Origin of the sequence: Campylobacter concisus, from assembly GCF_902460415.1 — a bacterium.
GTDB classification, from domain to species: domain Bacteria; phylum Campylobacterota; class Campylobacteria; order Campylobacterales; family Campylobacteraceae; genus Campylobacter_A; species Campylobacter_A concisus_Y.
This window is the reverse complement of the sequence record NZ_CABPTY010000001.1, coordinates 33,595-47,486: the sequence shown is the minus strand read 5'-3', so window position 1 is coordinate 47,486 and position 13,892 is coordinate 33,595. Positions and strand designations below refer to the sequence as shown.

Below are 13,892 nucleotides of genomic sequence, written 5' to 3'. Positions count from 1 at the left end.
AAATTTTTTAATTGACTTAATTTTATAAAGAGGTTAAGCCCCAAAAATAGGGGCTTAAAGGACTAGTTTTCTTTGATTTTTACTTTTTTATCCTTATAAAAACCAGTTCCAACTGGGATCATACGTCCGAGGATAACGTTCTCTTTTAGATCTTCAAGATAGTCAAATTTAGCAGCAATCGATGCTTCTGTTAAGACTTTAGTTGTCTCTTGGAACGATGCAGCAGAGATCACACTATCACTTCCGATAGCTGCTCTTGTAACGCCTAACAAGATCGGCTCAGCAATAGCTGGCTCACCACCCATGTTCATGATACGCTCGTTCTCTTCTTTAAATTTATTTCTTGAGACCATATCGCCAACGATGAAATTTGTATTTCCACTATCAACGATTTTAACCTGGCGAAGCATTTGAGAGACGATGATCTCGATATGTTTATCTGCGATCGCAACACCTTGGCGGCGATAAACTTGCTGAATCTCGCTAATCAAATAGTAGTGAAGCGCTTTTTCGCCAAGAATTCTTAAAATATCGTGGCTTGAGATTAGTCCATCAGTTAGTTTCTCACCAGCATGGACAAATTCCCCATCTCTTACTTGGATCTGACGACTTTTCTCGATCAAATACTCAGCAGTTGTGCCATCTTCAGCTTGGATGATTATGCGCTCTTTTGAGCGAAGTGGCTTATCAAATCTAACCACGCCATCAATCTCTGCAACGATAGCTGTATTTTTAGGGCGTCTTGCTTCAAATAGCTCACTTACTCTTGGAAGACCGCCGGTAATATCTTTTGACTTAGCAACAGCTTTTGGGGTCTTAGCCAAAATATCAGCCTGAGCTACTTCATCACCACTTGAGACAAAAATCGCAGTTTTTGGGTCAAGCGGATACTTGATTAAATTTCCTTTTTTAGTAGCGATAATAATCGCAGGTTTTACACCGCTTGGTAAGTATTCATTGATAACAAGACGTCTTTGTCCAGTCGCCTCATCAGCTTGCTCAGTCGCACTATATCCTGGTTCAACATCTTCAAAGCTAACCACACCAGCTTCTTCAGCAATAGTTGGAGTTGAGTATGGGTCCCACTCAGCAATAATCAACTTATCATCTTTTTCAGGTAATGAAACTACAGTAGCTCTCTCAACTGCATCATTATCAGAAACTTGGATGATAGAATTCCTTGGGATATAATGGCGAACCGCCTCACGTCCATCTTTATCAGAAACAACCACAAAGAAACCTTTTTCAGTTACCTTGTGACCTTTTTTGATATCTTTAACCCTATCAAGGTAATCACCTTTTAGTATGAAAAATTTAACCACACCATTTGCATCAGCTAAAATTTTACGAGTTACCGGATCTCCGTCTGAAATTTTAAGTTCACTAGCGTATGGGATACGATTTGGGATATTCCAACCCTCTTTTATGATCTCAACGATACTTTCATTTTCTTTTACTTTATCACCACTTACATAAGGTATATACATCTTCCCTTCGATCTTTCCGCTAACACCAGCTAATTCATTTGGTTTAGCAAGATCATTTCTTCTAATTGTATATTTAACCTCTTCTTTTTTACCTTTTATCACGATATTTACATCTTCGTGGGCATATTCGATCTCTATTTTGCCGTCAATTGTTGATTTAATCTTTGGTTCAACAAGTAGTACTGCTGCACTTCTTCTATTTGCAACGATCTTCTTATCGCCGTTATCATAAGTATTAAGGTTGTAATATCTAATAAAACCTTCTTTTTGGGCGATTACTTGGCGATCTTGTTGCTCAGTAGAAGCCGTACCACCAATGTGGAATGTTCTTAGTGTTAGCTGTGTACCTGGCTCACCGATAGATTGGGCTGAAATGATACCAACTGCTTCACCTGGTTTTACAAGTTTACCTTCACCCAAATTTAAGCCGTAGCATTTTGCACAAACACCTTTAGGTGCTTTGCAAGTAATAGGCGTTCTAATACTCACTGATTTTATACCAGCCTCAGTTATAGCTCTAGCTTTTTCTTCATCAAGTAATGTGCCTTCGCTAAATAAAATTTCATTAGTTATAGGATCGATCACATCATCTGCTAAAACACGGCCTAAAACTCTCTCTTCAAGGCTCTCTATTAGCTCGCCACTCTCTGTAATATCTGTGATTTCAACGCCCTCGTGCGTACCGCAGTCATGCATTGTTACTTTAACGTTTTGAGCTACGTCGATTAGCTTTCTTGTTAAGTAACCAGCGTTAGCAGTTTTTAGCGCGGTATCCGCAAGACCTTTTCTAGCTCCGTGGGTTGAGTTAAAGTACTCCATTATATTTAGACCTTCACGGAAGTTTGAAATAATTGGCGTTTCAATGATCGAACCATCAGGTTTTGCCATAAGACCACGCATACCAGCTAGCTGGCGAATCTGCGCTGCACTACCTCTCGCACCCGAGTCTGCCATCATATAAATAGAGTTAAATCCGCCCTTATCATTTTGGATAAGCTTCATCATCTCGCTTGCAACGCTGTTGTTTGTATCTGTCCAGATATCAATGATCTTGTTGTATCTCTCACTATCTGTTAAAAGACCAGCGCCATATTGCTTTTGAATTTCACGAACTTTTTTCTTAGCTTCGTCGATATATTTTTGCTTGCTATCTGGCACGATGATATCTGCGATAGAGATAGAAATTCCTGCTTTTGTAGCATATCTAAAGCCTAAATTTTTAAGCTTATCAAGGAAATCAGCCGTTACTTCAAGGCCGCCATTTCTATAAACGTAATCAACCAAATTTGCAATATCTTTTTTCTTCATGATCTTATTCCACATATTTTCAGGAACAAAATCAGGAAGTATTGCTCTTAAGATCAAGCGACCAGCTGTTGTAAAGATGATCTTGTTATCAACCATAGTCTTGATTTTAGCGTGAAGACCAAGGGTATTAGCCTCTTCAGCGATCATTACTTCATCAACGCTTGAGAAAATTTTATTTGCGCCTTTTTCGTCATTTCTCTCTAGACTTAAATAATAAATTCCTAAAACCATATCTTGTGAAGGAACTGTGATAGCCTTACCACTTGCAGGAAGTAAGATATTCATTGAACTAAGCATTAAAATTTTACACTCAGCGATAGCTTCTTGAGATAGTGGTACGTGAACAGCCATTTGGTCACCGTCGAAGTCAGCGTTGAACGCCGCACAAACTAGTGGGTGAAGCTGTATCGCCTTGCCCTCAACAAGCACTGGGTGAAACGCCTGTATAGAAAGTTTGTGAAGTGTCGGAGCACGGTTTAGCATAACCGGATAGTCTTTAACGACCTCTTCTAGGCACTCCCAAACCTCATTTGTCTTATCTTCTATCATTTTTTTAGCTTGCTTAACAGTTGTCGCATAGCCTTTTTCTTCAAGGCGAGCAAGTAAATGTGGCTTAAATAGCTCTAGAGCCATTTTCTTTGGAAGACCGCACTGATCCATTTTTAGCTTTGGACCAACGACAATAACAGAACGTCCAGAGAAATCAACACGCTTACCTAGCAAATTCTGACGGAATCGGCCTTGCTTACCTTTGATGATCTCACTTAGTGATTTTAGTGGGCGTTTATTTGCACCTTTTACTGCATTTGCTCTACGGCCATTGTCAAATAGCGCATCAACAGCTTCTTGAAGCATTCTCTTTTCATTTCTTATAATGATCTCAGGTGCGTCAAGCTCAAGTAGACGTTTTAGACGACTGTTTCTGTTTATTACACGGCGATATAGGTCATTTACGTCTGAAACAGCAAATTTACCACCATCAAGGCTGACCAGCGGTCTAAGATCAGGTGGAAGAACTGGTAAATTTGTTATCATCATCCACTCTGGGCGGTTGCCTGAATTTAAAAAGCTCTCGATAACTTTTAGGCGTTTTACGATAGTCTTTTTCTTAGCCTCAGAATTTGTAGACTCCATCTCTTCTTTTAGCTGATTTAAAATTTCCATCAAATCAAGCTCAGCTAGCATATCATAGATGACCTCGCCACCCATTCTAGCTGTAAAACCAGTCTCTTCGTATCTTGAAGCTAGGCTTTGATATTGTTCTTCATTTAAAACGTCGTATTTTTCAACTTTTTTAGAATTTTCATTGTCGTAATAAGCCTCACCAGCATTATCAACAATGTATGCCTCATAGTAAAGTACGCGCTCAAGGTCTTTCATCTTAATACCAAGAAGTGCACCAATACGGCTTGGTAAGAAATTTACATACCAGATGTGAGCCACTGGAGTTACAAGCTCAATGTGACCCATGCGAGAGCGGCGAACTTTAGATGTTGTTACTTCAACACCGCACTTTTCGCACTTGATGCCTTTATAACGCATCTTTTTATATTTGCCACAAAGGCACTCGTAATCACGGATCGGTCCAAAAATTTTCGCACAAAACAAGCCATCACGCTCAGGTTTTAGTGTGCGGTAGTTGATAGTTTCTGGCTTTTTAACCTCGCCATAACTCCAAGATTTTATCTTCTCAGGACTTGCTAAACGAAGTTGAAAAGCTTCAAAATCACGAGGTCTATGCTCTTCTTTTATCTCAACTGGTTTTAAATTAGTTAGTTTCATTTGTCTCATCCTCATCATATACTTCCACATCAAGAGCTAGTGATTTTAGCTCGTTTGTTAGAACAAAGAACGTCTCAGGGATACCAGTCTCAGGAACGTTTTCACCTCTTGTTAGAGCTTTGTAAGCAGAAAGTCTTCCCTCAACATCGTCTGATTTTACAGTTAGCATCTCTCTTAGTGTATGGGCAGCACCGTAAGCCTCAAGTGCCCAAACTTCCATCTCACCAAACCTTTGACCGCCAAATAGCGCCTTACCGCCGACAGGTTGTTGTGTAACAAGGCTGTATGGTCCAGTACTTCTTGCGTGAACTTTTTCATCAACCAAGTGGTGAAGTTTTAGCATATACATACAACCAACATTAACGCGTTCTCTTATCTTTGAGCCTGTGCGTCCGTCATATAGTTCAGTCTTGCCATCGCTATCTATCTTTGCCATCTCAAATAATTTTGCAAATTCGTCGGCCTTAACGCCTTCAAAAATAGGAGTTGCAAATCTTACGCCATTACTCCAATCTTTTGCATACTCAAGAAGCTTCTCATCGCTCATCTTACCAAGAGCTTTTTTAGCGTCCATTAGCTTAGCAACGCCTGCTATCTCTATCATCTTGGCTCTTAGCTCTTTTATCCACTCGCCTTTTTTGCTCTCAAAAATTTCATTGATCTGCTCGCCTAAGCGGTAGCCAACAAGACCAAGGTGGCTCTCTAGAATTTGACCGATGTTCATACGGCTTGGAACACCAAGTGGATTTAGTACGATGTCTACGATCTGACCACTTGGAAGATACGGCATATCGACTTCTCTAACGATATTTGAGACGATACCTTTGTTACCATGACGTCCAGCCATCTTATCGCCAACTTTTAGTTTGCGTTTTGTAGCTATATAAACTTTTACAAGTTTTACAACTCCGCTTGGCAAAATGTCATCTTTTTCTAAAATTTCTATCTTAGCGTCGTGCTCTTCTTTGAGCTTTTTCTTCTCATTTTGGAAGTAATTTTTTAGTTCATCATATTTCTTTTGGATATCTTTTGAGAAGCTCTTTACGATAGCATTTAGGGTAAATCTATTGATATTCTCAAAGTCAGCCTTATTAATCTTTGAGCCTTTTTTATACTCTTTTTTATTTACCTCTTGATCGCTCGCTAGTGGATTTTTAGAAAGAAGCGCTGTAACTTTTAGCATCTCTTCGCGATCTAGCATAAGCAGTCTATCGTGGTGCTCCTTTTCTAAAAGTGTCTTCTCCTCTTCATAGGCTTTATTTGTTCTGCTATCTTTTTCATAACCTTTTTTAGTGAAAATTTTAACATCAACAACCACGCCTTCCATCGAAGCCGAAGCATATAGCGATTTATTTACGACATGACCGGCTTTTTCACCAAAGATAGCGCGTAATAGCCTCTCTTCTGGAGTTGGTTTAACCTCGCCCTTTGGAGATACTTTACCAACAAGGATCATGCCAGGCTTGATCTCTGTACCGATTTTAACAATACCGCTTTCATCAAGGTGCATAAGCTCCTCTTCTTTGACGTTTGGTATATCTTTTGTTATCTCTTCAACGCCGTCTTTTAACTCACGAGCTTCGATCTCTTTTTCATAAATATGAACGCTCGTAAAGGCATCTTCACGTATCATTTTTTCACTAATAACGATCGCGTCCTCGTAGTTGTAGCCGTTCCAAGGCATAAATGCGATTAGCGCGTTTTTACCGATAGCTAACTCGCCTTTTTCCATGCTTGGACCGTCAGCTATGATTTGATTAGCAACGATCTCATCACCTTTTTTAACGATCGGGTGTTGTGAAAATGTCGTATTTTGGTTTGTTCTTAAATTTTTCTCCAAAGAGTAGTGATCAATATATGGACCAGCTTCGTCTTCGCCTAAAATGAATATATTTTTATTATCAACCTTTTCAACCACACCACTACGTTTTGCTTTTACACTTTCCCATGCATCTCTTGCGATAACGCTCTCCATACCTGTTCCAACAATAGGAGCAGTTGAGCGAAGTAGTGGCACTGCCTGACGTTGCATGTTTGAACCCATGAGAGCACGGTTAGCATCATCATGCTCTAGGAATGGAATAAGTGAAGCCGCAACACCAGCTATCATACCAGAACAAAGGTCGATCAAAGTAACATCTTCTCTACGGGCAAGCATCATCTCGCCATCTTTTCTAACCTCAATCAAGTCCTCAACGATGTGTCCATTTTCATCAAGTTTAGTTGATGCTGGAGCTATAACATTGCCCTCTTCTTGAGTTGCCGTTAAATAAACTATCTCATCAGTCACTTTGCCATCTATAACTTTTTTGTAAGGAGCTTCAACAAAGCCAAGATCGTTCACTTTTGCATAGGTTGAAAGCGTATTGATAAGACCAATATTTTGACCTTCTGGAGTCTCAACCGGACAAATTCTGCCGTAATGAGTTGGGTGAACGTCACGCACCTCAAATCCAGCACGTTCTTTTACTAAACCACCCTCACCAAGTGCAGATAGACGGCGCTTGTGAGTAACTTCACTAAGTGGGTTTGTCTGATCCATAAACTGGCTTAGCTGACCGCCTGTAAAAAATTCCATAATTGTAGCTGTGATCATTTTTGGGTTAATAAGGTCGTATGGCATAATCTCTTCGGTATTATTACTTAAACTTGTAAATTTATCGCGGATTGCCTTTTGCATCTTTACAAAACCAAGATGAAGTTCGCTAGCGAGTAGCTCACCTATTGACCTTATACGGCGGTTACCAAGGTGGTCACGGTCATCAATGTGACCTTGTCCGTTTTTAACTTTTATAAGATATTTCGCAGTTTTTATGATATCTTCACTTGTTAGTAAAGTAACATATTCTGGTACATCAAGTGAGAGCTTATGATTCATTTTCATACGACCAACTTTTGTTAAATCGTATCTCTCAGGGTTAAATAGCATATCATTTACAAAACTCTTTGCAGCCTCTTTAACAACTGGCTCTCCTGGTCTCATGACCTTATAAATTCTAATAGCCGCAAGATCATTTTCGTCATCCACGCCCTCAGTTTGTTTTAAAACCTTAAGCATATCGTTGTCAGCTATGAAAGAATTTATAATCGCATCATCAACACCAGCAGCAGAGTTATTTATAATCTCAATACTTTCATACTCAGCTAAAATCTTTGCAAGTTTATTCTCGTCAAGAGCAGATAGTGTATCATATAAAATTTCTCCACTCTCTGTATTTATTACAGGGTTTGCCAAATATCTACCAATAAGTGCTTCAACTGGGTATTCAACAAATTTTACTCCATCCTCGATCAACTTGTCAGCTTTTTTCTTAGTAAGACGCTTGCCCGCTTGGTGAAGAATTTCTCCATCTTCGTTTTTTATATCATATTCAACTCTTCCCAAATAATCTTCAGGATTAAAAAGAGTTAAGAATTTGTTATTTTTAATAATTAAATTTTGTATTGGATAAAACAACTTAATGATGTCTTGCTTTTTATATCCAAGCGCCCTAAATAATATAGTTACTGGCACTTTTCTACGTTTATTTATCCTAACATATAAAATATCTTTTGTGTCATATTCGAAATGTAGCCAAGAGCCACGATCAGGTATTATTTGAGCTGTATAAATTAATTTATTTGCAACAGTCGCGCTCTCTTCTTGTTTAAAAATAACACCTGGACTTCTGTGGAGTTGATTTACAACAACGCGCTCAACACCATTTATAATAAATGAAATTCTATCAGTCATTAGTGGAATTTCGCGTATAAAAATTTCTTGTTCTTTTATATCTTTAACACCGACTTTATCACCTGTCTTATCATCTTTCTCATGAACGATAAGACGTATTTTCATCTTTAAATTTACAGAGTATGTAAGACCTCTTTCTATACACTCTCTGATCGTATATTTTGGTTTTCCAATTTCTGAGCCAACATACTCTAAAGTCAAACGATTTTGCGGATCATGTATAGGGAAAATCGACTTAAAAACTTTTTCGATACCGCTTTCAGTTTGATTGTTATTTAGATTTAAAAAATTATCAAAGCTCTTTTTTTGTAGTTGTAGTAGGTTCGGAACGTCTATCTCTTTAACGACATTAGAGAAGTCAACTCTAAGACGATTTCCTGAGTATAAGCTATTTAACATTGCATCTACCTCGTGGTAATTTTGAAAGAAAAGTATAGCCTTTTAACAAGGCATCTAAAATTTAAAAAAGAGAGAGCCTTTGCCCTCTCTTGAAATATTAAGCTCAAATAATAAAAAATTATTTAAGTTCAACCTTAGCACCAGCTTCTTCAAGCTCTTTTTTAGCTGCCTCAGCCTCATCTTTGCTAACGCCTTCTTTAAGAACAGATGGTGTTCCCTCAACTGCATCTTTAGCTTCTTTAAGACCAAGACCAGTAAGCGCTCTAACAACTTTAATAACATTGATTTTCTTATCACCAGAATCAACCAAAACAATGTTAAATTCTGTTTTTTCCTCTGCTGCAGCTGCTGCACCGCCTGCTGCAACAGCACCACCAGCTACCATTACAGGAGCTGCGCTAACACCAAATTTCTCTTCGAACTCTTTTACAAGTTCACTAAGCTCAAGTACAGAAAGATTAGATATAAACTCTAATACATCTTCTTTAGTAATTGCCATTTTTAATCCTTATTGTTTTTTAATTTAATTTAAGCTGATTGTTCTTTTTTCTCTTTAAGCGCATTCAAACCAATTGTAAAATTTTGAATTGGCGCATTCCAAACTTGTAAAAGCATCGCAATAAGCTCATCACGGCTAGGCATTTTAGATAGAGCTTTAACTTTATCAACGCTAGCAACTTCGCCATCAATATAAGCTGTTTTTATTTTAAAAAGATCAGCATTAGACTCTTCAAATTTTGCGGCTACTTTAGTTACTGCTAATTGATCTTCACTCCAAAGATAGATATTTGTATCTTTGAGTTCCATTCCGACTTTATCAGAATTTTTAAGAGCAATATTTGCAAGAGTATTTTTAATAACCTGAACTTTTACATTTTGTTCTTTAGCAGAATTTCTTAAAACTTCAAGTTTCTTTACTGAAAGGCCACGATAGTCACAAACTATAATAGCTTCAGCAGTTTTAAATTCACTCTCTAATTTTGCAACAACTTCAGTTTTTTCGTTACGTGTCACTTTTTCTCCTTTCCGACCGGCGATTTCAAGCAGAGCGGGTCGAATCAATTAAGCCCAATGGCCTCGGCTATCTCCAATCTAAGATATAAATTTTAATTTTTAGTTTTATTTTAAGTCCATAACTTCTTGAGTATCAAGAGCTATAGATGGGCTCATTGTCAAAGACAACGAAGCATTTTTAACATATCTACCCTTTGCGGTTGCAGGCTTATGTTTATTGATCGCTTTAATAAATGTTGAAATATTTTCATTTAATTGTTCTTTAGTAAAATTAACTTTACCAAGACCTGCATGTATATTTCCTTGCTTATCAACACGGAAATTTACTTGACCACTTTTTGCATTATTAACAGCTTGTGCAACATCCATTGTGACTGTACCAGTTTTTGGATTTGGCATTAATCCTTTTGGTCCTAAAATTCTACCGACCTTACCTACGAGACCCATTAGGTTTGGAGTAGCTATAAGAACATCAAAATTCATTATACCTTTTTGAATATCTTCGACCAAATCATCTGCACCAACAATATCAGCACCAGCTACTTTAGCCTCATCAGCTTTAGCATCTTTAGCAATAACAGCAACTCTTACAGTTTTACCTGTACCAGCTGGTAAAACTACTGAACCACGAACCATTTGATCAGCATGTCTTGGATCAACATTTAATTTTAATGCAATCTCAACTGTTTCATTAAATTTAGCAGAAGCTAGAGTTTTGACTGTATCAATAGCCTCACTAAGGTTATAAATTTTATCTTGCTCTACTTTTTTGAGCAATTCTTGAAATCTCTTACTAGTTTTTCCCATAAATTTCTCCGCATATATATTGCTTCCGTCTTTTGCTAATCAACCTGACGGTAAAGGTTTTAGTCTATTACTTCGACACCCATTGATCGAGCTGAACCAGCAATAATTTTAGCTGCTTGCTCTTTATCATTTGTATTTAAATCAACAAGTTTTTTCTCAACTATTTCTAAAACTTGAGCTTTTGTTAGTTTGCCTACTTTATTTTTTAAAGGATTATCAGTTCCTTTTGTTATACCTGCAACCTTTTTAATAAGATCTGTAGCAGGAGGCTGTTTTGTAATAAATGTAAAACTTTTATCAGCATAAACAGTTATAACAACTGGAATATTAAATCCAACCATGTCTTTTGTTCTTTCATTAAAGGCTTTACAAAATTCCATAATATTAACACCTTTTTGTCCAAGAGCTGGACCAACTGGTGGACTAGGATTTGCTTTTGTTGCAGCAATTTGTAATTTTATTTCACCTATAACTTTTTTAGCCATTTCTTGCTCCTTAAATTATCTTCTCAACTTGTGAATACAAAATATCAACAGGGGTACTTCTACCAAAAATAGAAACATTAAGTCTAAGTTTACCATGTATCATGTCATATTCTTCCACAATACCTGTAAAGTTAGCAAAAGGACCTTCTGTTATACGAACACTCTCACCATCCTCAAAAAATATCTTAGGTTTTGGTGCAGCTCTTTTTTGAACTTTTTCCAAAATAGTATTTATATCTTTTTCAGATAATGGCGTAGGTTTTTTGGCCTCACCAATAAAACGTCCAACTTTTGGTAAAGATTGAATCCTGTGCCAAAGAGCCGTATCAAGATCTAAGCATGCAAAAGCATAACCTGGATAAAGAGTTCTTTCGTTGATTTTTTGCTTACCATTTTTTATTTCTATTACGTCTTCTGTAGGAACTATAATTTCTTTTAGTTGATCTTCTATTCCATGATCTTTTACTAAATTTTCAATTCCTCTTTTTACTGCCATTTCGCTTCCAGCGTAAGTCTGTATAGCATACCATTTATGTGACATTACTTCTTTTCCTTATATCATATAACTTTAGATAAAACAAAGGACATAATAACATCAACAAGAGCTAAAAAAAGTGATACAACAGCAACTACGATAAAAACTGCAAAAAAAGCGTTTCTAATTTGTTCTTTTGTAGGATAGATAACCTTCATTATTTCCAATTTAGAAAGCCTAATATAATTTATAATTTTTTCCATAATCTTAACCTTAGTCGTGGCAGGGCAAGAGGGATTCGAACCCCCAACCATTGGATTTGGAATCCAGCGCTCTACCGTTGGAGCTATTGCCCTAATAGCTTCTTAATTAACTTTTTAATTTAACTTCTTTATGAATAGTATGTTTTTTTAATCTTGGGCAATACTTTTTAAGTTCAACTTTATCCGTTGTAGTTTTACTATTTTTAGTTGTTGTATAATTTATATCACCACTTTCGGAGCATCTTAAACCAATTTTAATTCTCATATAAGTCCTTATTAAGATATCAAAGGGATATCTCCTCCCTTTGACAATTTTTTATAAATTAACCAAGTATTTTTGAAACAACACCTGAACCAACAGTCCTGCCACCTTCACGGATAGCGAAACGAGTGCCTTCCTCAAGTGCTACTGGAGCAATCAACTCAACTGAAATTCTTACATTATCACCTGGCATAACCATCTCTGTTCCTTCTGGAAGCGTAATTGAACCAGTAACATCAGTTGTTCTTACATAGAATTGTGGTCTATAGTTATTAAAGAAAGGAGTATGGCGACCACCTTCTTCTTTTGTCAAGATGTAGACTTCGCCTTCAAATTTTGTATGAGGGGTAATTGATTTAGGTTTGCAAAGAACCATACCACGCTCAACATCCTCTTTCTTAGTACCACGGAGAAGAACGCCAACATTATCACCAGCTTCGCCTTGATCCATCTCTTTTCTAAACATTTCAACACCAGTAACTGTTGTTGTTTGAGTTGGCTTAATACCAACAATCTCAATTGTGTCACCAACTTTTATAACACCTTTTTCGATTCTACCAGTTACAACTGTACCACGACCTGAAATCGAAAAAACATCTTCGATTGGCATAAGAAGGTCTTTATCTGTTGCACGAACTGGAGTTGGAATATAGCTATCAACTGCATCCATTAATTCCATAATTTTTGCTGACCATTCGCCATCTTGACCAGCTTTTGCCTCTTCAAGAGCTTTAAGTGCTGAACCAGAAACAATAGGTGTATCATCGCCTGGGAAATTATACTCATTAAGTAATTCACGGATTTCCATTTCAACCAATTCAAGTAGCTCTGCATCATCAACCATATCAGCTTTGTTCATGAAAACAACAATGTATGGAACACCAACTTGGCGTGATAATAAAATATGCTCTCTAGTTTGTGGCATTGGACCATCAGCTGCAGAAACAACCAGAATAGCTCCATCCATTTGTGCAGCACCTGTAATCATATTTTTTACATAGTCAGCGTGACCAGGGCAGTCAACGTGGGCATAGTGGCGTTTCTCTGTCTCGTACTCAATATGTGAAGTAGCAATTGTAATACCACGCTCTTTTTCTTCTGGAGCATTATCAATATTATCATAATCTTTTAGCTCAGCAAGTCCTTTGCGTGAAAGAACAGCAGATATTGCAGCTGTTAATGTAGTTTTACCATGATCTACGTGACCAATAGTACCTATGTTTACGTGCGGCTTGTTACGTGAAAATTTTTCTTTAGCCATCTTTTCCTCCGTATGTGATATATGTCTTTTTTCTTACCAAATTTGTATAATCATAATAAAATCATATTAACCAGTGGAGCTCATAGCGGGACTTGAACCCGCGACCTCTTCCTTACCAAGGAAGTGCTCTACCTCTGAGCCATATGAGCGAAAAACGCTTGGCAGAGATGATTCCAATTAAATAATACAAACAACTAAAAATTTTGAAAATAAAGTAAGGAATAACTGTGTTTAGTAAAATCTAGATACAGCTCCCAGTTTATTTTCCCAAATTTTGGAGCGGGAAACGGGGCTCGAACCCGCGACCCTCAGCTTGGAAGGCTGATGCTCTAGCCAACTGAGCTACTCCCGCATAACAATGGTGGTGAGACGTGGATTCGAACCACGGAAGACATAGTCAGCAGATTTACAGTCTGCCCTCGTTGGCCGCTTGAGTATCTCACCTTAAACATTAATTAAAGTATTTTGGTATTTTCTGGTCAAACACTGTTACAAAAATGGAGCTGGTGAACGGACTTGAACCGCCGACCCACTGCTTACAAGGCAGTAGCTCTACCAACTGAGCTACACCAGCACCTATTTTGTGAAGTGGCAATTATATATCAAAACAATGTAA

The 13,892-nt window shown here is 37.5% G+C and carries 10 protein-coding genes and 5 tRNA genes; all 15 read right to left on the bottom strand.

Annotated elements, in window-relative coordinates:
- Positions 1 to 62 precede the first annotated feature (62 nt).
- Positions 63 to 4,577: a DNA-directed RNA polymerase subunit beta' gene (gene rpoC, locus FZ940_RS00245; RefSeq protein ID WP_148821072.1), complete on the bottom strand. Its 4,515-nt coding sequence runs from the start codon at positions 4,575 to 4,577 to the stop codon at positions 63 to 65.
- Entirely contained in the window at positions 4,564 to 8,709 is a 4,146-nt protein-coding gene (gene rpoB, locus FZ940_RS00240) for a DNA-directed RNA polymerase subunit beta (RefSeq protein ID WP_148821071.1), read from the bottom strand. Before rpoB ends, rpoC begins: the two co-directional genes overlap by 14 nt.
- 118 nt (positions 8,710 to 8,827) lie before the next feature.
- Positions 8,828 to 9,208 carry a 50S ribosomal protein L7/L12 gene (gene rplL / locus FZ940_RS00235; protein ID WP_021090592.1) on the bottom strand — a complete coding sequence of 127 codons (381 nt, stop codon included), beginning with the start codon at positions 9,206 to 9,208 and terminating at the stop codon, positions 8,828 to 8,830.
- A gap of 29 nt (positions 9,209 to 9,237) precedes the next feature.
- The gene (gene rplJ / locus FZ940_RS00230; RefSeq protein ID WP_072594865.1) at positions 9,238 to 9,723 is read right to left on the bottom strand and encodes a 50S ribosomal protein L10; all 486 of its coding nucleotides are present in this window, start codon (positions 9,721 to 9,723) and stop codon (positions 9,238 to 9,240) included.
- 105 nt (positions 9,724 to 9,828) lie between these two features.
- Complete coding sequence (gene rplA, locus FZ940_RS00225) at positions 9,829 to 10,530, bottom strand: 50S ribosomal protein L1 (protein WP_107793183.1); 702 nt, start codon at positions 10,528 to 10,530, stop codon at positions 9,829 to 9,831.
- Positions 10,531 to 10,589: 59 nt separating this feature from the next.
- Entirely contained in the window at positions 10,590 to 11,015 is a 426-nt protein-coding gene (gene rplK, locus FZ940_RS00220) for a 50S ribosomal protein L11 (protein ID WP_148821070.1), read from the bottom strand.
- A 10-nt stretch (positions 11,016 to 11,025) separates the two neighbouring features.
- Positions 11,026 to 11,556, bottom strand: coding sequence for a transcription termination/antitermination protein NusG (nusG, locus tag FZ940_RS00215; RefSeq protein ID WP_021090793.1), 531 nt, complete (start codon positions 11,554 to 11,556; stop codon positions 11,026 to 11,028).
- 17 nt (positions 11,557 to 11,573) lie between these two features.
- The gene (gene secE / locus FZ940_RS00210) at positions 11,574 to 11,753 is read right to left on the bottom strand and encodes a preprotein translocase subunit SecE (RefSeq protein ID WP_035167317.1); all 180 of its coding nucleotides are present in this window, start codon (positions 11,751 to 11,753) and stop codon (positions 11,574 to 11,576) included.
- Between the two features lie 17 nt (positions 11,754 to 11,770).
- Positions 11,771 to 11,846: transfer RNA gene (locus FZ940_RS00205), tRNA-Trp, on the bottom strand.
- A 13-nt stretch (positions 11,847 to 11,859) separates the two neighbouring features.
- Positions 11,860 to 12,018, bottom strand: coding sequence for a 50S ribosomal protein L33 (gene rpmG / locus FZ940_RS00200; RefSeq protein ID WP_107793184.1), 159 nt, complete (start codon positions 12,016 to 12,018; stop codon positions 11,860 to 11,862).
- A gap of 58 nt (positions 12,019 to 12,076) precedes the next feature.
- The gene (tuf, locus tag FZ940_RS00195; RefSeq protein WP_021090663.1) at positions 12,077 to 13,276 is read right to left on the bottom strand and encodes an elongation factor Tu; all 1,200 of its coding nucleotides are present in this window, start codon (positions 13,274 to 13,276) and stop codon (positions 12,077 to 12,079) included.
- Between the two features lie 74 nt (positions 13,277 to 13,350).
- Positions 13,351 to 13,425: transfer RNA gene (locus tag FZ940_RS00190), tRNA-Thr, on the bottom strand.
- 126 nt (positions 13,426 to 13,551) lie between these two features.
- Positions 13,552 to 13,628, bottom strand: a tRNA-Gly gene (locus FZ940_RS00185).
- A 7-nt stretch (positions 13,629 to 13,635) separates the two neighbouring features.
- Positions 13,636 to 13,720: transfer RNA gene (locus FZ940_RS00180), tRNA-Tyr, on the bottom strand.
- A gap of 54 nt (positions 13,721 to 13,774) precedes the next feature.
- Positions 13,775 to 13,850: transfer RNA gene (locus tag FZ940_RS00175), tRNA-Thr, on the bottom strand.
- Positions 13,851 to 13,892: the final 42 nt, after the last annotated feature.

What these genes read in the sequence shown, in the direction of transcription:
- rplA (WP_107793183.1), bottom strand. Translation starts at nt 10,530, where the DNA reads ATGGGAAAAACTAGTAAGAGATTTCAAGAATTGCTCAAAAAAGTAGAG.
- secE (WP_035167317.1), bottom strand. Translation starts at nt 11,753, where the DNA reads ATGGAAAAAATTATAAATTATATTAGGCTTTCTAAATTGGAAATAATG.
- rpoB (WP_148821071.1), bottom strand. Translation starts at nt 8,709, where the DNA reads ATGTTAAATAGCTTATACTCAGGAAATCGTCTTAGAGTTGACTTCTCT.
- nusG (WP_021090793.1), bottom strand. Translation starts at nt 11,556, where the DNA reads ATGTCACATAAATGGTATGCTATACAGACTTACGCTGGAAGCGAAATG.
- rpmG (WP_107793184.1), bottom strand. Translation starts at nt 12,018, where the DNA reads ATGAGAATTAAAATTGGTTTAAGATGCTCCGAAAGTGGTGATATAAAT.
- rplK (WP_148821070.1), bottom strand. Translation starts at nt 11,015, where the DNA reads ATGGCTAAAAAAGTTATAGGTGAAATAAAATTACAAATTGCTGCAACA.
- tuf (WP_021090663.1), bottom strand. Translation starts at nt 13,276, where the DNA reads ATGGCTAAAGAAAAATTTTCACGTAACAAGCCGCACGTAAACATAGGT.
- rpoC (WP_148821072.1), bottom strand. Translation starts at nt 4,577, where the DNA reads ATGAAACTAACTAATTTAAAACCAGTTGAGATAAAAGAAGAGCATAGA.
- rplL (WP_021090592.1), bottom strand. Translation starts at nt 9,208, where the DNA reads ATGGCAATTACTAAAGAAGATGTATTAGAGTTTATATCTAATCTTTCT.